This window comes from Bacillus sp. WMMC1349, assembly GCF_013155385.1.
Classification (GTDB): Bacteria; Bacillota; Bacilli; order Bacillales; family Bacillaceae; genus Bacillus.
Map to the genome: position 1 here is coordinate 2,270,853 of NZ_JABJUQ010000007.1, position 22,040 is coordinate 2,292,892.

At 39.3% G+C, this 22,040-nt stretch carries 23 protein-coding genes and 2 pseudogenes; 7 read left to right on the top strand and 18 right to left on the bottom strand.

Annotated features, from left to right (window positions below; genetic code table 11):
* Positions 1-13 precede the first annotated feature (13 nt).
* The 7 genes from pstA to HOO54_RS14015 form a co-directional block, all read right to left on the bottom strand.
* Positions 14-901 (bottom strand): phosphate ABC transporter permease PstA, encoded by an 888-nt coding sequence (gene pstA / locus HOO54_RS13985; protein WP_172296281.1) that lies wholly within the window; start codon positions 899-901, stop codon positions 14-16.
* Complete coding sequence (pstC, locus tag HOO54_RS13990) at positions 901-1,830, bottom strand: phosphate ABC transporter permease subunit PstC (RefSeq protein ID WP_172296283.1); 930 nt, start codon at positions 1,828-1,830, stop codon at positions 901-903. Before pstC ends, pstA begins: the two co-directional genes overlap by 1 nt.
* 73 nt (positions 1,831-1,903) lie before the next feature.
* Complete coding sequence (locus HOO54_RS13995; RefSeq protein WP_172296285.1) at positions 1,904-2,809, bottom strand: phosphate ABC transporter substrate-binding protein; 906 nt, start codon at positions 2,807-2,809, stop codon at positions 1,904-1,906.
* Positions 2,810-2,976: 167 nt separating this feature from the next.
* A complete protein-coding gene (locus HOO54_RS14000) occupies positions 2,977-5,100 on the bottom strand; it encodes a peptidoglycan D,D-transpeptidase FtsI family protein (RefSeq protein ID WP_172296287.1) in 2,124 nt (707 codons plus the stop codon).
* Between the two features lie 58 nt (positions 5,101-5,158).
* Positions 5,159-6,445, bottom strand: a complete 1,287-nt coding sequence (locus HOO54_RS14005) for an MFS transporter (RefSeq protein WP_172296289.1) — start codon at positions 6,443-6,445, stop codon at positions 5,159-5,161.
* Positions 6,446-6,565: 120 nt separating this feature from the next.
* Entirely contained in the window at positions 6,566-7,174 is a 609-nt protein-coding gene (gene sodA / locus HOO54_RS14010) for a superoxide dismutase SodA (protein ID WP_172296290.1), read from the bottom strand.
* 158 nt (positions 7,175-7,332) lie between these two features.
* A complete protein-coding gene (locus tag HOO54_RS14015; RefSeq protein WP_172296291.1) occupies positions 7,333-7,815 on the bottom strand; it encodes a DUF456 domain-containing protein in 483 nt (160 codons plus the stop codon).
* A gap of 113 nt (positions 7,816-7,928) precedes the next feature.
* Here HOO54_RS14015 and HOO54_RS14020 point away from each other — a divergent pair, with 113 nt between their 5' ends.
* From HOO54_RS14020 to ispG, 3 genes are all read left to right on the top strand, one after another.
* Positions 7,929-8,687 (top strand): DUF1189 domain-containing protein, encoded by a 759-nt coding sequence (locus tag HOO54_RS14020; RefSeq protein ID WP_172296292.1) that lies wholly within the window; start codon positions 7,929-7,931, stop codon positions 8,685-8,687.
* 75 nt (positions 8,688-8,762) lie between these two features.
* The gene (locus tag HOO54_RS14025) at positions 8,763-9,077 is read left to right on the top strand and encodes a LysM peptidoglycan-binding domain-containing protein (protein WP_172296293.1); all 315 of its coding nucleotides are present in this window, start codon (positions 8,763-8,765) and stop codon (positions 9,075-9,077) included.
* Between the two features lie 90 nt (positions 9,078-9,167).
* Entirely contained in the window at positions 9,168-10,280 is a 1,113-nt protein-coding gene (gene ispG / locus HOO54_RS14030; RefSeq protein ID WP_172299571.1) for a flavodoxin-dependent (E)-4-hydroxy-3-methylbut-2-enyl-diphosphate synthase, read from the top strand.
* A gap of 25 nt (positions 10,281-10,305) precedes the next feature.
* Here the strand turns inward: ispG and HOO54_RS14035 are convergent, their stop codons facing one another.
* On the bottom strand, positions 10,306-10,677 hold the full coding sequence (locus HOO54_RS14035) for a DUF4190 domain-containing protein (protein WP_172296295.1): 372 nt from the start codon (positions 10,675-10,677) through the stop codon (positions 10,306-10,308).
* A gap of 139 nt (positions 10,678-10,816) precedes the next feature.
* Here HOO54_RS14035 and HOO54_RS14040 point away from each other — a divergent pair, with 139 nt between their 5' ends.
* A complete protein-coding gene (locus HOO54_RS14040) occupies positions 10,817-11,413 on the top strand; it encodes a hypothetical protein (RefSeq protein ID WP_172296297.1) in 597 nt (198 codons plus the stop codon).
* A 12-nt stretch (positions 11,414-11,425) separates the two neighbouring features.
* Here the strand turns inward: HOO54_RS14040 and zur are convergent, their stop codons facing one another.
* From zur to HOO54_RS14060, 5 genes and pseudogenes are all read right to left on the bottom strand, one after another.
* Positions 11,426-11,854 (bottom strand): zinc uptake transcriptional repressor Zur, encoded by a 429-nt coding sequence (gene zur / locus HOO54_RS14045; RefSeq protein WP_172296299.1) that lies wholly within the window; start codon positions 11,852-11,854, stop codon positions 11,426-11,428.
* Positions 11,832-12,692, bottom strand: a complete 861-nt coding sequence (locus tag HOO54_RS14050; RefSeq protein ID WP_172296301.1) for a metal ABC transporter permease — start codon at positions 12,690-12,692, stop codon at positions 11,832-11,834. Before HOO54_RS14050 ends, zur begins: the two co-directional genes overlap by 23 nt.
* Positions 12,692-13,018: pseudogene (locus HOO54_RS25385) on the bottom strand (AAA family ATPase); the annotation flags it as partial. The pseudogene HOO54_RS25385 and the gene HOO54_RS14050, both read right to left, overlap by 1 nt.
* Positions 13,019-13,021: 3 nt before the next feature.
* Positions 13,022-13,447, bottom strand: a pseudogene (locus tag HOO54_RS25390) (metal ABC transporter ATP-binding protein); the annotation flags it as partial.
* 167 nt (positions 13,448-13,614) lie between these two features.
* Positions 13,615-14,496, bottom strand: a complete 882-nt coding sequence (locus HOO54_RS14060; protein WP_172296305.1) for a YitT family protein — start codon at positions 14,494-14,496, stop codon at positions 13,615-13,617.
* Between the two features lie 116 nt (positions 14,497-14,612).
* Between HOO54_RS14060 and HOO54_RS14065 the strand changes: the two genes are divergently transcribed.
* On the top strand, positions 14,613-14,870 hold the full coding sequence (locus HOO54_RS14065) for a DUF2624 domain-containing protein (RefSeq protein ID WP_172296307.1): 258 nt from the start codon (positions 14,613-14,615) through the stop codon (positions 14,868-14,870).
* Positions 14,871-15,064: 194 nt separating this feature from the next.
* On the opposite strand, the gene HOO54_RS14070 is transcribed toward HOO54_RS14065, so the two are convergent.
* Positions 15,065-15,958 carry a deoxyribonuclease IV gene (locus tag HOO54_RS14070; RefSeq protein ID WP_172296309.1) on the bottom strand — a complete coding sequence of 298 codons (894 nt, stop codon included), beginning with the start codon at positions 15,956-15,958 and terminating at the stop codon, positions 15,065-15,067.
* 11 nt (positions 15,959-15,969) lie between these two features.
* On the bottom strand, positions 15,970-17,289 hold the full coding sequence (locus tag HOO54_RS14075; protein WP_172296311.1) for a DEAD/DEAH box helicase: 1,320 nt from the start codon (positions 17,287-17,289) through the stop codon (positions 15,970-15,972).
* A gap of 244 nt (positions 17,290-17,533) precedes the next feature.
* Between HOO54_RS14075 and vrrA the strand changes: the two genes are divergently transcribed.
* Positions 17,534-18,223: a VrrA/YqfQ family protein gene (gene vrrA, locus HOO54_RS14080; RefSeq protein WP_172296313.1), complete on the top strand. Its 690-nt coding sequence runs from the start codon at positions 17,534-17,536 to the stop codon at positions 18,221-18,223.
* Positions 18,224-18,347: 124 nt separating this feature from the next.
* Positions 18,348-19,304 carry a 4-hydroxy-3-methylbut-2-enyl diphosphate reductase gene (locus HOO54_RS14085; protein ID WP_172296315.1) on the top strand — a complete coding sequence of 319 codons (957 nt, stop codon included), beginning with the start codon at positions 18,348-18,350 and terminating at the stop codon, positions 19,302-19,304.
* Between the two features lie 23 nt (positions 19,305-19,327).
* Here HOO54_RS14085 and HOO54_RS14090 read toward each other — a convergent pair whose 3' ends face one another.
* The 3 genes from HOO54_RS14090 to HOO54_RS14100 form a co-directional block, all read right to left on the bottom strand.
* Positions 19,328-20,449 (bottom strand): Nif3-like dinuclear metal center hexameric protein, encoded by a 1,122-nt coding sequence (locus HOO54_RS14090; protein WP_172296317.1) that lies wholly within the window; start codon positions 20,447-20,449, stop codon positions 19,328-19,330.
* Complete coding sequence (locus tag HOO54_RS14095; RefSeq protein WP_309244877.1) at positions 20,442-21,158, bottom strand: tRNA (adenine(22)-N(1))-methyltransferase; 717 nt, start codon at positions 21,156-21,158, stop codon at positions 20,442-20,444. Before HOO54_RS14095 ends, HOO54_RS14090 begins: the two co-directional genes overlap by 8 nt.
* 78 nt (positions 21,159-21,236) lie before the next feature.
* A complete protein-coding gene (locus HOO54_RS14100; protein WP_172296321.1) occupies positions 21,237-21,947 on the bottom strand; it encodes an endonuclease V in 711 nt (236 codons plus the stop codon).
* Between the last annotated feature and the right edge of the window lie 93 nt (positions 21,948-22,040).

A 22,040-nucleotide genomic window follows, 5' to 3' on the forward strand; every position in this document is an offset into this window, starting at 1 on the left:
CATTCACCCTTCTTTATTTATTTGCCGTTAATTTTCTGTGAATAAAAGAGCCTAGCCATCTTGCTAACAAGTTAAACATCAGAACGGACAGCACAAGTACTGCTGAAGCTCCGTTTGCAATGGCTTCTGCATCTGGGATGATGCCTTGTGTATTGACATTCCAAATATGAACGGCCAGCGTCTCTGCCGGTCTGAAAATATTAAGTGGAGACGTTTCTGAAAATGGATTCCAATTACCAAAATTCAATCTCGGTGTTGTCAAACCGGCTGTAAATAACAATGCAGCTGCCTCACCAAATACACGCCCTGACGCAAGAATTGCTCCGGTGATGATAGATGGAACAGCCCCCGGGACCAAAACAGTTTTGATCGTATGCCATTTGGACACCCCTAAAGCAAGTGAAGCTTCTTTTTGATCTTTCGGTACAGAACGAATGGCATCTTCTGTCACCCTGACCATTACAGGGAGATTAAAGATCGTTAATATGAGTGCTCCACCGATGATACTATAGCCCCAGCCAGTAAGATTGACAAACACAAGCATTCCAAACATCCCCATGACAATCGATGGAAGGGATGATAACACTTCAATACAGATTCGGATAAAATCCGTCAGTTTATTGGCAGGTGCATATTCAGCCATATAAATCCCGCCACCAACTCCAATGGGAATGGTGAACAACATGGTTAAAATCAAAATATAAAAAGAGTTAAACAGCTGATCACGAATCCCACCACCACTTAAAAGTGCACTTGAACGGGACGTCAGAAAGTCAAGACTAATATGTGAAACACCACCGACAATGATATATGTGAACAAACTGACAAGAATCGCCGTAATGATTGCGGCAATAAGTCCAAAAATACCTGTTGCAATTCGATTGGCTACTTTGCTATTCATTACAATTTCCTCCTAGATGACAGATACCGGATCAGCAGAATGAAACAGAACGACATGACCAATAGTACAAGTCCCATTGACCAGAGCGTATTGTTTTCTACACTTCCATATGTTGTATGACCCATATTAAGTGTGATAATCGTTGTTAATGTAGCTGCTGGATCTAAGAGACCATTAAAAACATCACGTGAATTTCCAATTACCATCTGCACAGCAAGCGCTTCTCCAAACGCTCTTGCCATTCCCAATACAACAGCTGTTAGGAGTGAAGGGAGCGCTGCTGGAATCAAGACTTTTCTGATCGTCTGCCACCGGGTCGCACCCAATGCATATGAGCCTTCTCGCAAGCTTTTCGGCAGAGAGATGAGTGCATCTGTTGAAATCGAAGTAACGGTCGGTAAAATCATCACAGCTAGAACAATCGTTCCTGCTAGTAGGCTGTGTCCTGAGCCACTTGTTTTAAATTGAGATATAAACGGCACTAATACTGTAAGACCTATGAATCCATAAACGACAGAAGGAATTCCAACAAGCAATTCTACAACCGGCTGTAATAGTTTTCTTCCCCATGAAGGTGCAATTTCCGTCATAAATATCGCGCCACCGATACCAAGTGGGGCTGCGATTAGAGACGCGAGCAGTGTCACTGCGAATGAGCCGAGTATAAACGGCAATGCTCCATATTGAGGATCTTCTTTTGTTGGATTCCAATCTAAACTGGTTAAGAACTCAATTGGACTTACATTGTTAGCCAGAAAAGATTGTAACCCCTTATTCCCAAGGAAGATTGTGATTGAAATCGCCGCAACGATCATGATAAATGCGCACGCTGCAACCAGTATTTTCCCCCGGATTTCATCCATTTTACGGTTTTTCTTGGAGCTGATCAGCCGCTCTTGCGCGGACGGTTTCTCTATTTTTTGATACATTTTTTACACTCCCATATAAAAACAAGTCATAAGAGGGAAAGCAAAAGTACTCACTTTCCCAGAATTATTTTCATTATTTAGCAGTTTGTTTTCCCTTTGCATCACGTTTTACTTCCATGTCTGTTACTGGAATATAACCTTGGTCTGTCACAATCGATTTTTGGATTTCTTCACTCTTCAAATAATCCAAGAATTTTTTAGCTAAACCTTTAGGTTCGCCTTTCGTATAAGAGTGCTGATATGCCCAAACTGGAAATTTGCCTTTTTGGACATTTTCCGCAGTCGGTTTTACACCATCAAGTGACAGAGCCGTAATAGAGTTATCAGTTAGGTATGAAAAAGCTAGATATCCGATTGCTCCAGGTGTATCAGCAATTAGTTTTTTAACTGTATTGGAAGAATCCTCAGTAATTCCTTCAGCAGGAGCTTCTCCGTCCAGGGCGTATTTTACAAATGTCGCACGAGTTCCTGAGGAATCAGGGCGATTGACAAGGGTGATCTTTTGGTCTTTCCCACCAAGTTCCTTCCAGTTTTTGATTTTTCCTGTGAATACCTTTTTCAGATCTTTCATCGAAATATCTTTGATGCCCACATCAGGATTGATAGCTGCTGCCATGCCGACAACGGCTACTTGGTGATCGACCAGCTGATCAGCAGGAATGCCTTCTTTTTCTTCAGCAAAGACATCGGAGTTTCCAATTTGAACATTTCCTTCAGCCACCTGTGAAAGACCTGTACCAGATCCTCCCGCTTGCACTTGAATATCAGCACCTTCATTCTCATTCATGAATTTCTCAGCCGCAGCCGAAACAAGTGGTTGCATTGCAGAAGAGCCGGAAATGGTTAATGTTCCTGAAGCCTCACCTTCATTATTATCGTTTTTCTTGCCTTCATCTGCATTACCGCCTGCACAAGCCGCTGCGAAGACAACTAAAACGGACATCATCAACATCAATGTGACTTTTTTAAATGGTTTCACTTCATAATCCTCCCGAATAGAATAGTGTGTAATTTGTCCTGCATAATTAGCGTACCTTTTCAGTATTAATCTTGTTTGAATAAATTATTAAGGTTTTGTAAAGGAAACTTGTTTTATTACTGAAAAAAAACGTCCGCGGGAATTTATGCGGACGTTTCGAGTGGTCACTATTCATAAGCTTTTTCTTCAATGTTGAGTTTATTTTTCTCTTTTGTATCATCTCGTGCTTGTTTAGATTTCAGTTCAAAATACTTATCAAGTACTTTTCGGCCGATATTATTCGTGATTGAATATCTTTTCTTATAATCAATATAAGCCCATGGAACCACAACAGAAATTGCGACCTCTGGTTGTTCGTAAGGAGCATATGCAACAAGGGTTGTATTATAAACCGGTGTCCCTGTTTTTGCCTGAACAGGCCCTTCATAGAATGACTCTACCGTTCCTGTTTTACCTGCAGGTTGATATGGTGCTGCTGCAAATTGTTTTTTTGCTGTTCCTCGTATCATCACCCGTCTAAATCCTTTTTGAACAGTCTCTATGTCTTTCTGACTCATATCTAATCTATTTAATACTTGAGGTGGTATATATTTCGTAATAGCTCCGATGCCTTTTTGAGAATCAGGTCTTCTTATTTCCTTTATGATCTGAGGCTTCATCCTATAGCCACCATTTGCAATTGTTGAAACATACTGGGCCATTTGAAGCGGTGTATACGTATCAAACTGCCCGATGGAAAAGTCAAGCAGGAAACCGGGAAGCTTTTGTGAGCCCTTGAAGCCGGTCGCCTCATTCGGTAGATCGATTCCCGTTTTAACACCGAGTCCGAATTGATTGAAATAATATCTAAATGTATCAAATGCTTTCGGATTAATGTTAAGTGGCTGATGCGGTCTGTAATACCCTTTGCCGACTCCAATGGCTGTTTTAAACATAAAGACGTTTGAAGATTGTTCAAGCGCTTTTTTAATACCAACTCTCCCAAGATATTTTGACCATGATTTTTTGACAGGAGATCCTGCAATATAAAGAGGTTCATCAAAAAAATGGGTGTTTAATTGAATGGCGCCAGTCTGTAAACCTGTTAAAACAGTCGCTCCTTTAACAGCTGAACCCATAGCATATGAAGATGTCATTGTACCTAAGGCATAACTATCAAACTTCAATTTCCCATCTTTATTTTTCATTTGTTTTCCAGCAAGTGTTAAGACTTCCCCGTTTCTTGGGCCCATCATCACAACAAATGCACGATCAAGGAGTGGTGCATATTGTTGAGTTTTTGCTTTTTTCATCTCTGCCTCAATGATACGCTCAACTGCTTTTTGCATGTCAACATCAATTGTTAGCACGATATCTTTACCGCTTTCCCCTTTTGAAATCATCTTTTTATTAATTAAATTCCCTGATTTATCAGTAATGTTTTTCACTCTTTCTTTTTGCCCCTTGAGTACTTCCTCATACTCAGCTTCAAGATAACTTTTACCGACCCGATCATTGCGGTTATAGCCAAGTGATAAATAATGATCAAGTAGATGTCTAGGAAGCCCTTCATTTGAATTAGAAACACGACCAATTACTGTTCTCAGAAGTTCATGATACGGATAATCTCGTTCCCAATCAGATGTCACATCAACTCCCGGAAGATCGTCAAGATGTTCGCTGACATAAGCCATTTCTTTTACGGTTACATGCTTGTTTTTAATGTATTGGGGTATTTTCGGATAACCTGAATCCATCCTTCGTTTAATCGCCAATACCTCTAAATCCGTTTTGGTTAATTGAGAGAGCTGATGTTTTGAGATCCGGTTAAGCTGAAGTTGATATAAATCATCCTCAGAAATTTTACCTTGCTTGACCTTTTGACGATCACTGCGATTCACTAATTTTTTAGCTTGTTTGGGTCTTGTTAAGATCCAGTAATCTTTTTTATCTCGCTCTGTTATTTTACTGGTGTCAATCGTAAGCATATCCGCCAGTTTTTTTGCAATCTTTAGCTGATCCTTCTGTGAAACCGATGATGAACGAGTGTATGTAATCGCATTTAAAGGTTTATTTTGGACAAGGGTATTCAAGTTTCGGTCAAATATTTTTCCTCTAGGAGTTGATGTTGTCACATCGACTTCTCCCTGTTTTTGAATTTGATGAATATAGTCTTCACCATAGACAATCTGTACCATTCCAAGACGGATAATCATAGCTGTAAAAGTAAGAAAAGCTAAAAAAAACAAGATATGGAGCCGAATCGGGATTAGTTTTCGTTTTTTTTCTGTCTTCGTTTTGTTTTTTATCATTTATCATCACCTATTCTTAACCTAAAGAAAAGACACCTTAGAAAAGGTGCCAAATCGATTATCGTTTCCCTTCTAAATAATTTGGCTCTGCTGTCTGTTTGCGGGTATCTTGTCCGACTGTTTCCTGAGCAGGCTCTGTCAAGCTTACATCTTTAATGAAATAGTAAATGAGCGTGTGTCCAGCCCCTAGTAAAACTAATGAAATTGGAATACCTAAATCTTCTTTAAACAGAAGGACCAGGAGCAGAAACACTAAAATGGAGGCAATACGACCGCTATTTAAATAAACTTCTCTCACAACAATATATTCAATTCGCGCTTTTCTGGCATATCTTGCCTTTCCAATTACATCATAGGTCAATGATGAGTACGGAACTAGCAGCATCGGATAGCCGATCGCAATCGCTACAGCGTAAAAAAGTAAAGTCACATATGTCATATGAAACAGAATGAGAAACAGGGAACCGAATAAGACGAGCCCTCCTAGAAAAATTGCTTTTTTACGTGCTCCTTTTTTTATAAACCTTGTGGCAAAATAATAAGCAAAAAAAGAAACTGCCGAATTAACAAGCCCGAATTTTCCTAACGCAAGCTCACTTTTTGTTGTGATAAACACAAAAACATTAATTAAGAAAACAAAAATACCCTCTCTTAGCCCTTGAAAAAAATGAGCATTGGTGACATTTTTCCAGTTTTCATCTGAATGTCGTTCTTTCCAAATTTTCTTTAAAATATACTGACCTCGAGCTTCTCTGCGTTTAAGAAAAAAGCTTGTAATAACGGCGATCGTAAACAATCCTAAAGAAAAACTAAAGATCAGTGTATAGCCTGTATTGTCTGTGAGCCGTGAAATGACATAACCGGCAACAATCGGTCCGATCATTCCAGCACCTGAGGTTAATACACCAAGAAATCCATTAAAAAAATCCCTTGTCTCTGGTTCTGTGATTTCAAATGTCAATACATTAAAAGCAAGCCAATAAAAACCATAGCCCACTCCAAGAACACTGCCGAGCAGTACCAATTGTGATCCAGCATTTTCCCCTACCAAAAGAACCGTTAAATAAAAGATCGCCAAAAATGAGACACCAAATCTTAAAATAAATACCCGATCGATTTTTTTTGCCAGCCTCCCAGCAATCATAAAGGTTAAAGGTTGCATCACAACAATTGACAGATTGTAAATAGCCAAATCAATAAATTGCCCTGATTGTTTCCACAAATATACATTTACAAATGTATTGGAAAGAGCAATGCTCAGTGAATAAAGGCCGCCAACAGTCAGTAGAAGCAACAAGTCCCTGTTTACCTCAACATCGCCTATTATGTTTTTGATTTTGCTCATAACTGACTCCCCTTTACTGATACTCTTTAGTTTGTCTAATCAAAAGTCAGTTATGTACTGAAAAAAGAAAACAAGCAAGGTCCACTCATAACGGACCTTGCTTGTTTTCATAAAGCTTATTTATTTTGCTTCGCTATAAAGTCGGGAAACTTCATCCCAATTCACGACATTCCAAAATGCTTTAATATAATCTGGACGGCGATTTTGATAATTCAAGTAATAAGCATGCTCCCATACATCAAGACCTAGGATCGGAGTTTTGCCTTCGGAAAGCGGAGAATCTTGGTTTGGTGTACTTGTGATTTCAAGCTCACCATTGTTGACAACAAGCCATGCCCATCCGGAACCAAAGCGGCCTGCTGCTGCATTTGCAAATTCTTCTTTGAATTGATCAAAGCTGCCAAATTTATTTGTGATCGCCTCTTGCAATTCACCTGATGGAGCTCCACCTCCATTTGGAGAGAGCAGTTTCCAGAAAAGCGAATGGTTAGCATGTCCTCCACCATTGTTACGAACAGCAGTGCGAATGTCTTCTGGAACAGCATCAAGATTAGCGACAAGTTTTTCCACTGATTTGTTTTCTAGTTCTTGAATTCCTGCCACCGCATCGTTTAATTTTGTTACATATGTGTTATGGTGTTTCGTATGGTGAATATTCATTGTTTCTTTGTCGATGTGCGGTTCTAACGCATCATAAGCATATGGTAATTCTGGAAGTTTGTAAGCCATCATCAATTCCTCCTTATTTTATATGTACTTACCAGCTTTCATTTTCAATGTAACAAAAGAAAAAGCCTCTTTCAATTGAAATGCTCACAAAATGATCACATTATTGTGTATTTCAATTGCACATTACACATTAACCGTTTGTGCTTCTTTTTAAACATTTATAAGACCGCAAATAAAAAATACCCGATCATTATCATCTGAATTACACTTTTCGCCAATACGCTTGAAATAAATCCAAGCAATGAACCTGCACCTATTTTCACGGCAGTTTTTATATCCTTTTTATGAATGAGCAATTCCCCAAACATCGCACCGATAAAAGGTCCGATAATAATCCCGGCTATAGGGATGACAAAAGGTCCAACAAGAAGACCGATTGTACTTCCCCATATAGCAGCCCGGCTTCCACCGAAGCGCTTAACCCCAAAAAGATTTGCAAGGTGATCTGCAACTAGTAAAGCAACAATAAATATCCCCTGGACAATCCAAAACAGGTATGTAAATGGTTCAAATGAAAATAAAAAACCGTACAAAATAAATCCGGCGATGATGAAAACGACACTTGGAATAATTGGATAGACTAGACCGATAAACGCAATGATAAACATGGCAGAAATCAACAACCAATATAAGATATCCAATATCCTCCCCCCAATCTCTTCTATTGTCTAATAAGTTCCCTTGAATTCCTTCTTACCTAGCGATACAATAATGCAAGCAAATACCTTAGATTATGATAGGAAGTGAAAATGAAATGAATATGTTGAGGTTATCGTTAAAAAGTACGTATTCTCCTCAGGCAATAGCAAAAGCACGTTTTCAAGGCATAGGCAAAACCATTTTATATGTTTTTTTACTCAGTATCATCGCTGCTTTACCAAATGTGTACCATACTAACAATCATTTCACCGAGGCAATGAACAGCCTTCAATCGGATCTTAAAGATTTACCTGAATTTTCAATTGAAGGCGGTTCATTACATACAAATACAAAAAAAGCAACCGAATTACACACAAATGGATATACGGTTGTTTTAGATCCTGAAAACTCTTATGATATGAAACAGATAACAGACAAACAAAATGCAGTCGGCTTTTTGAAAGAAAAACTTGTCATTGTCATCAATGGACAGGACATAGAAGTATCTTATACAGAATTTAATGAAAAAATCTCACAACAAGACATATTATCTCTTATTGATCAAATGAAAACAATTATTTTCCCTGTATTATCTGTTCTTATTCTCTTAGCTTCTACCGCTGGAAAATTTATTGCTGTTACATGTCTTGCCCTAATCGGTTTATTTATACGGTACAGACTGAAAAAAAATCTAAGGTACAAAAATTTATGGGTGATGTCTGCTTATTCCATTACACTCACAACTGTCTTCTTTTTTCTGATGGACACTCTCCAAGTGGCTGTCTTTAAAGGGTTTTTACTGTATTGGCTTGTTAATATTGTGATGTTGTTTCTAGCTATTAAAGAAATTCCACAACATAAAAAACAAGACTAATCCGCATTTAATTGTCATGTCAGATAATGGACAAGCATAAAATAGTAAAAAATGAATGAAGTGGGGACAAGTCAAATGAAGCGGTTAGTGATGTTCCTATCTATTTTACTGACGCTGTTCATTATATATTATGATTTAAAAACCGGCACCATTCCAGAACAGGCAATCCCTGTTTCTGCTAGGACGAAAGAAACGATCGCTACTGACATGATTGAATATAAGACCGTCACTGTTCAACCTGGTGAGACCGTCATTTCAATAACTGGAGATGATATGTCTACGAGCCGAATTATCAATGATTTTGAAAGATTAAATCCGAATGTAAAGGCGAGGCATATTCAAGCGGGAGTTACCTATAAATTCCCGGTTTACCCTGAGAAAAAGCGTTAATTCTTGTCAGCTTAATCAACATACTGTTACAATAAGACTTGTTATAAAAACGGTGATACCCGCGAGCTGTATCATAAATTTAAGGAGAGAATCAGAGTGAGTGAAATCACACATCGTACAAAAACGCGTCCCGTTAAAGTGGGACCTTTAACAATAGGCGGTAATAATGAAGTCGTCATTCAAAGTATGACAACAACGAAAACACATGATGTTGAAGCAACCGTTTCTGAGATCAACAGGCTTGCTGAAGCGGGCTGTCAAGTCGTACGTGTAGCTTGTCCTGATCAGAGAGCAGCAGAGGCTATTCCAGAGATCAAAAAACGGATCTCCATCCCCCTTGTCGTTGATATTCATTTTGACTATAAATTAGCATTAAAAGCAATCGAAGGCGGAGCTGATAAAATTCGGATCAACCCAGGGAATATCGGCCGCCGTGAAAAAGTCGAAGCTGTCGTTAATGCAGCAAAAGAAAAAGGCATTCCGATCCGTATCGGAGTCAATGCAGGCTCTCTTGAAAAACGAATTCTTGAAAAGTATGGCTATCCGACAGCAGACGGTATGGTTGAAAGTGCGTTACACCATATTCAAATCCTAGAAGAACTGGATTTCCACAATATTATTGTGAGCATGAAAGCATCGGATGTTAACCTGGCAATCGAAGCATATGAAAAAGCAGCAAAAGCCTTTGATTATCCACTTCATTTAGGAATTACTGAAAGTGGAACATTGTTTGCAGGAACAGTGAAAAGTGCCGCTGGACTTGGTGCCATTTTAAGCAAAGGTATCGGCAACACGCTCCGCATTTCATTAAGTGCAGATCCTGTTGAAGAAGTAAAAGTCGCAAGGGAATTGTTAAAATCGTTTGGACTCGCGGCTAATGCAGCAACATTGATCTCTTGTCCGACCTGCGGGCGGATCGAAATCGATTTAATTAAAATTGCCAATGAAGTCGAGGAATATATTTCAAAAATTAAAGCACCGATTAAAGTAGCTGTTCTCGGCTGTGCAGTCAATGGTCCAGGTGAAGCTCGCGAAGCGGATATTGGCATCGCTGGCGCACGTGGGGAAGGTCTTCTTTTCCGCAAAGGAGAAATCGTTCGAAAAGTACCTGAGGAAACTATGGTTGAAGAACTGAAAAAAGAAATCGATAAACTGGCAGAAGAACATTATGCCAAGCAAGCTGCCGAAAAAGCAAAAGCTTGACGGAAATCCGTCAAGCTTTTGTGCTTTAGAAAAACGGTGCCAAAAATATGCCAAGCACTACAGAAACAACACCAATACCCATCGCCCAAGCTCCTATGCCAGTTGCTCCTTGTCTTCTGGCTATAAAACCAACGATGATCCCTGCGATTCCCAATAATACAGGAAGCATAAACAATGAGATAATTGACAGTGCCAGCGCAATATATCCGGTCACCCGACCACCAGCAGCACCTGTCTCATTTTCTGCAGTTCCGCCATTCCGGTCGTTTTCCATACCATATCCCGGAGCAACTTCTGCCGCTGTTTCCTCTAAATAATTATCATCATTTAAAGTTGCGTCAACTATATCGGCATTATAACCGCTGCGATGACGCTCTTGGTTTTGCTCTCTTTCCATTCGTGGTCCCCCCTTTGAGTCCATCATAAAGGAGCATTTATAGTGTAAACATTTTAGTCTAATTCATGTTTGCTAAACTTTACTGGCATTGTTAAAAGTTTATGATACACTATAGGAATGGAAAATAAGGAGTGTGGACATGTTACACTTAGGAATTGATATTGATGGTACGATTACAGCACAAGATACATTAGTCCCTTACTTAAACGAGGCATTCGACCTCTCGATTACATTTGAAGACATTACGGACTATGATTTGACAAAGCTATTGAATATATCTGAGCAAGCTTTTTGGAAATGGATGGACGAGAATGAACCTCTCATTTATAAAGAAGCAATGGTCGCCCAATATGCCAAACAAACAATTGACGAATTGAAGAACAAGCACAAACTTTTTTATATTACGGCAAGAAGACATCACTTAAAAGATACAACACATACTTGGTTTCACAGAAATAAAATCCATTACGATCATATTGAACTTGTCGGTGGTCATGATAAGCTAGAAGCTGTATCTAAACACAAAGTCGATGTTTTTTTTGAAGACCATCACGGAAATGCGACCACGATTGCCAAAGAAGCGAATATTCCGGTTATACTGTTCAATACACCCTATAACCAGCTCCCGACCGATTCAAACATTATAAGAGTCAATAGTTGGCTTGAAGCAGCAGAATGGCTCAGAAAACATGAAAAAGACTTAAAAGTGATCGAACCAAAAAAAACCGGCGTATAACCGGTTTTTTTGTTATGCATTTATGCTTTTTTCTTCACATAATGGACATGTTCCGTAAATTTCAAATTTATGTCCGCTGATCTGATAACCTTCAAGATCAGCATTTAATTTTTCCATAGGGCATGATTCAATTTCTTTCGTTTTTCCACAAACCATACAGATAAAATGATGGTGGTGATGTATGGAAGAACATTTAAAACGAAACAGTTTTTCACCAGAAAGCTCAGTCGTTTCCAGAATACCGAGTTCCTCAAATAAAGACAGGTTTCTGTATATCGTATCAAAACTCAATCCCGGGTAATGATCATTTAAGGCAGATAATACATCTTTCGCTGTTAAATACTTATCAGAATCTCTAAAAAGCTGAAGCATATCCTCTCGTTTACTTGTATACTTATATCCTTTTTCTTTTAACAAATCAAGCGCTTCCTGTACGTTCATGGGGAATCCTCCTTTTGATTTTGTTAAAACTGATACACAATATGAGAATGAAAATCGAGAGCATCACAATCGTCCCGCCTGGAGCAAGATCTAGATGATAGGCAAGTACCAACCCGATGACAACAGACAGTTCTCCAAACAAGACAGAAAAGAAAATCGCTTGCTTAAATCCTTTGGCAATCCGCATACTTGCAGCAACTGGTAGTGTCATCAATGCAGAAACAAGTAATGTCCCAACGATTCTCATTGATGCAGCAATGACTAGCGCAACAATTAAAATAAAAATAAAATGAATCCACTTCGCAGAAATCCCAGAAGCTTTCGCATGTTCTTCATCAAATGAAAGCAAAAATAACTCTTTAAACAACGAGAAAACGACAATTAAAACAGCAGCAGAAATCCCGAGAATGACCAGCAAATCCTCACGGGAGACTGCGCTGACACTGCCGAACAAATAACTGAACAAGTCAGTGTTAAATCCGTCGGCAAGCGAAATGAAAATAACTGAAATGCCGATACCACCAGACATGATGATGGGGATTGCAAGCTCCTGGTAATGTTTATAAACAGATCTCAGTTTTTCAATCATTAAAGACCCGGTAACTGAAAAAATCATACCAAAATAGATCGGACTGATTCCAATCAGAGCGGTAAATTGTTTACTTAAGTAAAGACCTGCCGCAATTCCTGCCAAAGAAACGTGGCTTAGTGCATCAGCAATCAATGATAACCGTCTAACAACGATGAAGACTCCGAGCAAAGGTGCAATAAAACCGATTAATAATCCTGAAAAAAAAGCATTTTGTAAAAATTCATAATGAAAAAAAGGTGTTAACATTATTGTTGACCTCCATGCTCATGGTGGTTGTGGCTGATTGCTTGAACATCATGCCCGTAAAGATGCGAAAGATCTTGGTCTGTCATTGTTTCAAACTCCTCTGTATCGCCATGAAAATGAAGATGCTTATTCAAACAAGCAACATGTGTCACTTTATCAGAAACCGTTCCCACATCATGGGTAACAAGAATTAATGTGATACCTTTTTTGCGATTTAATTTTTCTAAAAGCTGATAAAAACCTTCAACTGTCTTTTGATCAACACCGACTGTCGGTTCATCCAGAATAAGTAGCTTCGGCTCACTCACAAGTGCTCTGGCAATAAACGTTCTTTGCTGCTGTCCTCCAGAAAGTTCACCTATATTTCTGTCTTTTAAAGAGGTAATTCCAACTGCCTCGATCGCGTCCAATACTTTTTGTTTATCCGTTTTTGACATCCGCTTAAACAACCCAAGCTTTGCTGTTAAACCGCTTGCGACCACTTCATAAACTGAGGCAGGAAACCCAGTATTAAAGCTGTTTGCCTTTTGTGAGACAAATCCAATCTTGTTCCATTCTTTAAATTTCTTAACAGGGACACCAAACAAAAGCAGTTCACCTTGTTGTGGTTTAATAAGGCCGAGTATGCATTTTAACAACGTTGTTTTTCCCGAACCATTTGGACCAACTAAACCGAGAAAATTCCCTTCTTCAACTGTTAAATTAATATCTTCTATCACATTTCGTTGATCATATGAATAAGATATTTGTTTCATTTCAATAATAGGTTGTTTCAATCCGTTCACCTTCAAATATTATCAGAATCATTCCGATTTAATACACAAAAAGAAAATGGCATCCGAAAATTCAGCAAGCCATTTTGCTTATGTAACCAGTTCAATATGAAATTATACATCAAATTTGCAAAAAAGTAAATCAAGACTTAATGGATCGGATTTTTAAACTTGCCGCCTCGGGTTTCATGCGTATCAACAATTGTAATAAAGGCATTACCATCAATTTCGAAAACAATTGATTTGAGTTTTGTGACTTCAAGCCTTGTCACAACCACATATATCACCTCAGTGTCTTCGTTTGAATACCCGCCTTTTCCTTTTAGCTTTGTTGTCCCCCGACCAAGGCGGTGCAATAGGGCATCAGATATTTCTTCATATTGATCAGATACGATCATGACAGCTTTTGTTTCCTCTAGTCCTTGAATCACAGCATCAATTGTCTTCATTGCAATATAATACGTCATAACGGAAAACATCGCTTGTTCAAGTCCAAATACAAACCCTGCCCATGTAAAAATAAAGACGTTTATAAACATGACAAATTCCCCAACTGAAAATGGCAGTTTCTTAGTAAGCAATATCCCGAGAATCTCTGTTCCATCCATAGAACCGCCGTTACGAATCACAAGTCCTACACCAAACCCAAGCAGGAGACCGCCGAACACAGCAGCTAAAACAGGTTGAGTCGTAACCCCTTCTACATGATGCAACAAAGTTTCAATAATAGACAAGCTGACAATTCCAATAAGCGTTGAAATCACAAATGTTTTACCTATATGCTTGTAACCGGAAAACATAAACGGGATATTGAGGACAACAACAAGCAGTGCAAAATTGATTATCGGACTATCTTTAAAAAGGTAATCCAATATTAAAGAAATACCGATAATTCCTCCATCAATGATTTTGTTTGGGACTAAAAACAGTTCAATACTGGCGGCGGCACAGGCGGCACCGATCAAAATCATAATGATTCGGAACATCAAATGGATAGTGGATTCTTTTTTATGCTGTTTTTTTGCTACCATGCCTCTCTCCCTTCCTGAACTGACTTTATCGCTATTATAGCATTTTATAGTCAGCAATAAAAAAGTGACACATTTTTTAATTTCTCCCATACATTAGTTCAGAGGGGGGAACGGACGTGATATTATTTCAGAAAATCGTACTGCAGCGCTTAAATCAGGTTACTGCTGATGAAGTGCTCAAATATGCAAAGAAATACGGAATTCATGTCACAAAAAAACAGGCTCTTGAGGTGGAAAAGCTCGTTAACGGGAAAAATATTAATATTTTCAATGAAACAGAACGGATCAAACTTCTCCGTCAAGTAGAAGCAGTCACATCAAAAGAAGCCGTTCAACTGCTGAACCAGCTGTTTGAACAATATGTATCAACATAAAAGGGGCTGTCCTGAAAGTCGTGCGGATGAATAAAAATTGGGGAATTTGCTCGCTTTCCGCGGGCGATCCGCGAGCCTCCTCGGAGCTTGTTCCTTGCTCCTCTTGGGTCTCGCCTGGCTCGCTGTTTCCGCAGGAGTCTCGCAATTCCCCCTGATTTATGTTGAAAAAGGGCTTTTTAGACAGCCCCTTATTCTTATTGGTTTTTAATTTTTTCTAAAATCTCTGCATCAAACTGTTTATTTCTAATCATGTCAATTTCAAAGCGATATGGTGGCTTTTTATTCTTCTTATCTTCCCCAACATATGGCGTCTCAAGGATCTTCGGTATATCAGTCAGCTGATTGTGGTGAACGATATATTGAAGGGCATCAAAACCGATTTCCCCAAAACCAATGTTTTCATGCCGGTCCTTTCTCGCTCCTCTGACATTTTTACTATCATTAATATGAAGAACTTTCAAACGCTCGATTCCAATGATTTGATCAAATTCGTTTAAAACTCCATCAAAGTCAGAAACCAGATCATAACCTGCATCATGAGTATGACATGTATCAAAACAAACAGACAGGTGTTGATTATGTGTAACACCGTCGATGATCTGAGCAAGTTCATCAAATGTCCGACCGCATTCTGAACCTTTTCCAGCCATTGTTTCCAGAGCAATCTGTACATTTTGTTCTGGATCAATCACTTCATTTAGCCCCTCAATGATCTTTTTAATCCCTGTCTCAGCTCCTGCTCCGACATGTGCCCCAGGATGAAGGACAATTTGTTTCGCACCGATTGCCGCCGTTCTTTCGATCTCTGAGCGCAGAAAATCAACGCCAAGCTGAAATGTTGCTGGGTTCGTTGTGTTGGCAATATTAATGATATATGGTGCATGAACAACAATATCCGTGATCTGATGTTCTTTCATATGAGCATGTCCAGCTTCAATATTCAAATCCTCGATTTTTTTCCTGCGGGTATTTTGCGGTGCACCTGTATAAATCATAAAAGTGTTGGCACCATAAGAACTCGCTTCTTGGCTGGCCGCAAGCAACATGTGCTTGCCGCTCATTGAAACATGTGAACCAATTTTCAACAAAGCTGTTTCCCCTACTTTCCTTTTTTAAATTGTTTCCGTTTTTGTTGTCTTTTAATTTTATTTATTTCTGTTTGCATTTTTTTCTTATAGCCTGGCTTGACTTTTTTCGGTCGTTTCACAAGCCGTTTTGCCAACTCATCTGTTTCATCAGGTGTTCTTTTCCGGTTTTCACGGCGTTTGCGATCATCAATTTTTTTCCATTCACCTTTTTCAAGCTTCATATTTTCGAACACAATTCCCATTTGTTCAAGGCGAACAAGAGCATCTTCATCAGAAGTGTCATAAAAAGTCATCGCTGTTCCAGATGAACCTGCACGCGCCGTCCGACCAACTCGGTGAACATAAAAATCAAGGTCTTCAGGCAGCTCATAATTAATGACATGACTCACACCTTTAATATCGATGCCCCTCGCTGCCAAATCTGTCGCAATGATATAAGTGAACTCAAGATCACCGATTTGTTTCATCACTTTTTTGCGCTCGCGCGGTGTCAGCCCTCCATGAAGAAGCCCGACTTTCATGCCCTGATCAGTTAGAAACGCGGCTATATCATCAGCCATTGTTTTTGTATTGGCAAATACAATTGCTAAGTACGGGTTTAAATGTGTCATGACCTCTAGTAAAAGTTTATTTTTATCCCCGTGCTTTGACGGAATCAGCACATGTTCTATTTTTTCGGCTGTAATGTGTCTTGGTTCTACATGAGCATATTTCGGATTCGCCATATATTTCTTTAAAAAAGGTTTTAATTTCTCTGGAATTGTTGCAGAAAAAACAAGCATCTGCAAATCCTCTGGCATGTTAGAGCCGATAAAATCAACATCTTCTAAAAAGCCCATCTCAAGCATTAAGTCTGCCTCATCAATCACCAATGAATCCGCCTTATGAACATTTAGTGCCTGTTCCTTGATCAAGTCGGCTATTCTCCCCGGTGTCCCGACTGCAAGGTGAGGTTGGGTTTTTAATTTATCAATTGATTTTTGTTTGTCAGTTCCGCCAATAAAAATTTTAGAACGGATCGCTTGATCAGGATCTAAAAATTTAGTGATTTTCAACACTTCCTGATGAATCTGGTTGGCTAGCTCTCTTGTTGGAGCTGTAATCACAGCCTGAACAAACTCTTTTTCAGGATCAATTCGGCTTAAGATTGGAAGAAGGTATGCATGGGTTTTTCCTGTCCCAGTCTGAGACTGACCGATTGCACTTTCTCCTTTGAGTGTGGACGGAATTAATCTTTTTTGAATATCTGTCGGTTCATAAAAACCTAACTGGCTAACAGCCTCTATAATAAAGGGCTTTAAATCGTACATTTCAAATTTCGTCTGCTTCATTTTTCCAACTCCTTCTTGGAAAACGAATTCCAAGCTTTATCCTATATGGCTAAAATTGTGCACTTATGTACCCTTTTTTATGCTGAAGCAATTAAAAAAGGCAACAGCCTGTCCATCATTAGATTATAACTGATCCAGCATAAAAAAACCATCACAATGATGGCAGGCACCCATGAGACAAAAGCACTTTGTGTGTGATCTGCATATCTTATTTAAAGAGAAAGGTTTGAAAGGAGGTATTAGTATGTTCCCTCAACAGCCCATGAGAAATCCGAGAGTTCCAATGGCACAGAGACCGAGTCAGACATTGCTGCCAAGAAACCAAGGGATGGGAATGAATCCTGGACAACAGCAAGGATTCCAACAGTTTTTTAATCCGATGAACGCAACCCAACAAGCGGGAACTCGTGGAGGTGGCTTGAAAGGATTAATTTCTAAATTTCTCCCTGGCGGTGGCGGAGCACCACCTAGTGGACCCGGAGTCGGTTTTGGCGGTTTTGGCGGAGCAGGCAACGGCATTGGTGGAACAGGGGCCGGTCTTGGCGGGATGAAAGGACTCACAAACCCGACGTCTATATCAAACATGCTGGGCAATGTTCAAAAAGCACTTGGTGTTGCCCAACAAGTAACACCAATGATTCAGCAATATGGTCCGCTCGTCCGTAATCTACCAGGAATGATCAAAATGTTCAAGCAGATCAACTCAGATGACAGCAACAGTGAAGATCATGATCAGGAAGAAGAAAAAGAGAAAACAAAAGAGTCAAGTACAAAAAATCAATCCAGTAAAGAAACAAGTACAAAAACAGAAACAGATCAAAACCTTACCTCTTCTGAAAAATCTAAGAAGAATGCACAGGAAAAATCAAATCGTTCTGTGTCTGCTCCAAAGAAAAGAAAAAGTGGCGGATCAAAGCCTAAACTATATATATAACATTCTTTGATATCTCATTCGCGATCATTTATAATGAGGTCTAAAGAGACTGTTAGTATATTAAGCCGTTTAATTACGGCTTTTTATCATGTTCAGTTCTCACTTCTTCATAGGAGGACTCATAATGAATGTTCTTAAAATATCGCCAAGAGGCTATTGCTATGGCGTTGTTGACGCGATGGTCATCGCCAAAAACGCGGCTCTTGATAAAAGTCTACCAAGACCCATATACATTTTAGGCATGATTGTTCATAACAAACATGTCACAGACGCTTTTGAAAAAGACGGCATTTATACCCTTGATGGTCCGAACAGGCTGGACATATTGAACAAGGTCGATAAAGGGACTGTCATTTTTACCGCTCATGGCGTCTCACCGGAAGTCCGGAAAGTAGCGGAAAAAAAAGGGCTTGTAACAATTGATGCTACATGTCCGGACGTAACAAAGACACATGATTTAATTCGAAAAGTAGAAGCAGAAGGTTATCATGTCATTTATATCGGAAAAAAAGGGCATCCAGAACCTGAAGGTGCTGTCGGAGTAGCGCCTGATATCGTTCATCTTGTTGAAACAGAAGAAGATGTCGAGCGTCTCACAGTTGATTCTGAAAAACTGATTGTCACCAACCAAACCACCATGTCCCAATGGGATGTTCATGACATTATGGAGAAAGTAAAAGAGAAGTATCCGCATGTCGAATTCCATCAGGAAATTTGTCTGGCGACCCAAGTTCGTCAAGAAGCTGTCTCTGAACAAGCAAAAAAAGCTGACCTTACAATCGTTGTCGGTGATCCGAAAAGCAATAACTCCAATCGCCTTGCACAAGTATCTGAAGAAATTGCCGGTACAAAGGCATATAGAGTTGGCGATTTAAGCGAATTAAAACTAGAATGGCTCGAAGGTGTTGATACAGTGGCGGTGACAGCTGGAGCTTCAACACCAACACCAATTACAAAAGAAGTTATCCGTTTTCTAGAACAATATCAACACGAAGATCCGTCCACATGGAATATTAGTCATGAGGTCCCGCTTCATAAAATCTTACCTAAAGTAAAAGCGAAAGGGTCGAATCTTGTATGATACAAGATTCAACCCTTTTTTTCTTACAGAAAAGTAAACGGATTGGTATTTGTTTCAGAAGGAAAAATATGAATAGCATAGTTTTTCTCTTCGCATAGTGATAACAGTTTCTTTGTGACACCATCTTTCATAATTTGTTCAACATAATGACCAGGATCAATAACAGCAAGTCCGATCATCATCGCATCGTGTGCTGTATGAAAATACAAATCACCTGTGATGTACACATCGGCACCCATTCGTTTCGCTTGATGAATATATTTGTTTCCATCCCCTCCAAGCACCGCCACTTTTTTTACTTTAGCATTTGGTTTTCCGACCATTCGCGCTCCGTTCGCTTGAAGCTTTTTCTTTACAAATTGAGCAAAATCCCCAAGCTCCATCTCTTCTTTCAGTTCACCGATTCGACCGAGCCCTTTTTGAAGCGGGCTTTGTTCAATAGGATAAATATCATAGGCAATTTCTTCATATGGATGAGCCTTTTTCATGGCTGTCAATACAGTTTTTTCAATCCCTGCAGGATAAACCGTTTCAATTCTTACTTCCTTAACACGCTCAAGCTGACCTGATTGGCCAATAAATGGTTGAGCATGTTGGAGTGGACGGAAGCTACCCGTACCTTCTGTAGAGAATGCACAGTGACTGTATGCCCCAATATGTCCAGCTCCCGCATCACCAAGTGCTAAACGAACCTGCTCTTCATAATCTTTCGGAACATAAACAACAAGCTTTCGAAGCGGTTCTTCATAAGTAGGAACAAGCACCTTTGTTTTTTCAAGACCTAATGCGTCTGCAAGCATATCATTGACACCACCATCGGTAATATCAAGATTTGTATGTGCCGCATAAACTGTAATATCGTGTTTGATACATTTTTCAAGCAGTCTTCCGCTTGGCTGATCAGTGATTAGATGTTTAAGCGGCCGGAAAATCGGCGGATGATGGGCAATGATTAAATCGACATTTTTCGAAATCGCTTCATCAATCGTTTCTTCAAGCACATCTAGTGTGATCATGACATTGTTTATTTTTTTGCGCAATGTACCAATTTGCAGTCCGATTTTATCCCCTTCAACAGCCAATGACTTTGGTGCAAATTGTTCAAACAGTTGAATAATTTCATTACCATTAATTTGTTTAGCCAAGTTTAAGAACCTCCTTCAACATCTCAATTCGTTCTGAAAGCTCAATGAGCTTTTGGTGATTTTCCGTTTTCGAAGCACCAGCCGTTATTTGTTGATAGATATGTTGCATATGTTCAAGTTCCCGGCTCCACTTTTTGATAAAAACAGCGTTTTTTTCTTTAGCTAGAAACGGACCGACAAATAAACCAGTCGCAATAGGAATTTCTCGGTATGCAGCATCTTTATCTCCTTTTTCAGCCACAAGAACTTCATAATATTTCCCATCTTCTTCAAGGATTTCTTCGTTGATCAACGTATATCCTTCCTTATACAACCATTCTCTTATATGATAGGCATGAATATTCGGTTGTAAAATCAAACGTTCCTTGCCAGCTAGTTTGGTCTTGCCAGACTCAAGAATTTGGGCAATAAGGGAGCCTCCCATACCGGCAATCGTGATTGCATCTACTTCACCTTTTTGAATAACTTCAAGCCCATCCCCTTTTCTCACTGAAATGAGCGAACTTAATGATAACTTCTCAACCTGTTGTTTTGCAGAGAGAAAGGGACCATCTGTGATCTCTCCAGCAATCGCACCGTTTGCGATATCGTTCAGTATACAATAGCAAGGCAGATACGCATGATCAGACCCGATATCTGCCACAACTCCCTCTTTCGGTATGTATTTGACAACAGTCAGCAATCTTTTTGATAATTTCATTTCATTCACTAATCATCACAACTTTTCTCATTCATTTTTCCATTACTATCATATTAAAAAACAGGTTGATTTCCAAGCTGAAGGGCGCTACTTACCGCGATAATATTTTCTTAAAGCATGTGTCTCAAGGTCAGCTAGGCGAACAGGGATCGGCAGTCTACTTTCTTGATTAATCAAGGTCATGGTTATTTGATAACTGCTTTCAAGATCAATAAAATTTCCGCATGACAAAAAAATAGGCTTCACATCTTGCCTCGTCCGCAATGTGCGTCCATATACTTCACCTTCTATCACAATATCGGTATAAGCACCGATTTGGTTGTCAGGCATCTTAAAGTCATGGTTTTTAATTTTGAGGTAAGTTTTTGCAATCCCTATTGTCGGTTTGTTAAGAAAAAACGATGCGTGCGTTGCAATCCCCAGATGATGAGGATGCAAATAGCCGTTACCATCAAACAAAAAAACATCCGGTTCAATCGTTAACTTTTTTGCAGCCTCCACGATAAGAGGTAACTCTCTAAATGCAAGAAACCCGGAAACATATGGTACATTGATGTTTCCAAAATGATGAACTTTTTCAACGACTTTCTTCGTATGAACATCCAGCACAATGATACTGCAGACACCAAATGACTCTCCGTTTTCTTCCCAATAAGCTAAATCAACACCTGCGCAAGTTTGTAAGGAATCCGTATCGATGGCATTTGATAAGTGAATCAGATATTTGAGCTCCTGCTGCACAGCCAAAAAATCTTGTTTAGTATTCAAAGTGAAATCATGAATATAGTTTAATTGCATGTTTAAATAACTCCTGTATTCGTTCTAAATTGATTTTTTGTTTTAGAAGCTTGGGCTACTTCAAGCATAAATCTACTCAAGTCCTGCATTTTG

Coding starts and splice junctions, on each gene's coding strand:
- pstA (WP_172296281.1), bottom strand. CDS start 901: ATGAATAGCAAAGTAGCCAATCGAATTGCAACAGGTATTTTTGGACTT.
- pstC (WP_172296283.1), bottom strand. CDS start 1,830: ATGTATCAAAAAATAGAGAAACCGTCCGCGCAAGAGCGGCTGATCAGC.
- HOO54_RS14000 (WP_172296287.1), bottom strand. CDS start 5,100: ATGATAAAAAACAAAACGAAGACAGAAAAAAAACGAAAACTAATCCCG.
- HOO54_RS14005 (WP_172296289.1), bottom strand. CDS start 6,445: ATGAGCAAAATCAAAAACATAATAGGCGATGTTGAGGTAAACAGGGAC.
- sodA (WP_172296290.1), bottom strand. CDS start 7,174: ATGGCTTACAAACTTCCAGAATTACCATATGCTTATGATGCGTTAGAA.
- HOO54_RS14020 (WP_172296292.1), top strand. CDS start 7,929: ATGAATATGTTGAGGTTATCGTTAAAAAGTACGTATTCTCCTCAGGCA.
- HOO54_RS14025 (WP_172296293.1), top strand. CDS start 8,763: ATGAAGCGGTTAGTGATGTTCCTATCTATTTTACTGACGCTGTTCATT.
- HOO54_RS14035 (WP_172296295.1), bottom strand. CDS start 10,677: ATGGAAAGAGAGCAAAACCAAGAGCGTCATCGCAGCGGTTATAATGCC.
- HOO54_RS14040 (WP_172296297.1), top strand. CDS start 10,817: ATGTTACACTTAGGAATTGATATTGATGGTACGATTACAGCACAAGAT.
- zur (WP_172296299.1), bottom strand. CDS start 11,854: ATGAACGTACAGGAAGCGCTTGATTTGTTAAAAGAAAAAGGATATAAG.
- HOO54_RS14050 (WP_172296301.1), bottom strand. CDS start 12,692: ATGTTAACACCTTTTTTTCATTATGAATTTTTACAAAATGCTTTTTTT.
- HOO54_RS14060 (WP_172296305.1), bottom strand. CDS start 14,496: ATGGTAGCAAAAAAACAGCATAAAAAAGAATCCACTATCCATTTGATG.
- HOO54_RS14075 (WP_172296311.1), bottom strand. CDS start 17,289: ATGAAGCAGACGAAATTTGAAATGTACGATTTAAAGCCCTTTATTATA.
- vrrA (WP_172296313.1), top strand. CDS start 17,534: ATGTTCCCTCAACAGCCCATGAGAAATCCGAGAGTTCCAATGGCACAG.
- HOO54_RS14085 (WP_172296315.1), top strand. CDS start 18,348: ATGAATGTTCTTAAAATATCGCCAAGAGGCTATTGCTATGGCGTTGTT.
- HOO54_RS14100 (WP_172296321.1), bottom strand. CDS start 21,947: ATGCAATTAAACTATATTCATGATTTCACTTTGAATACTAAACAAGAT.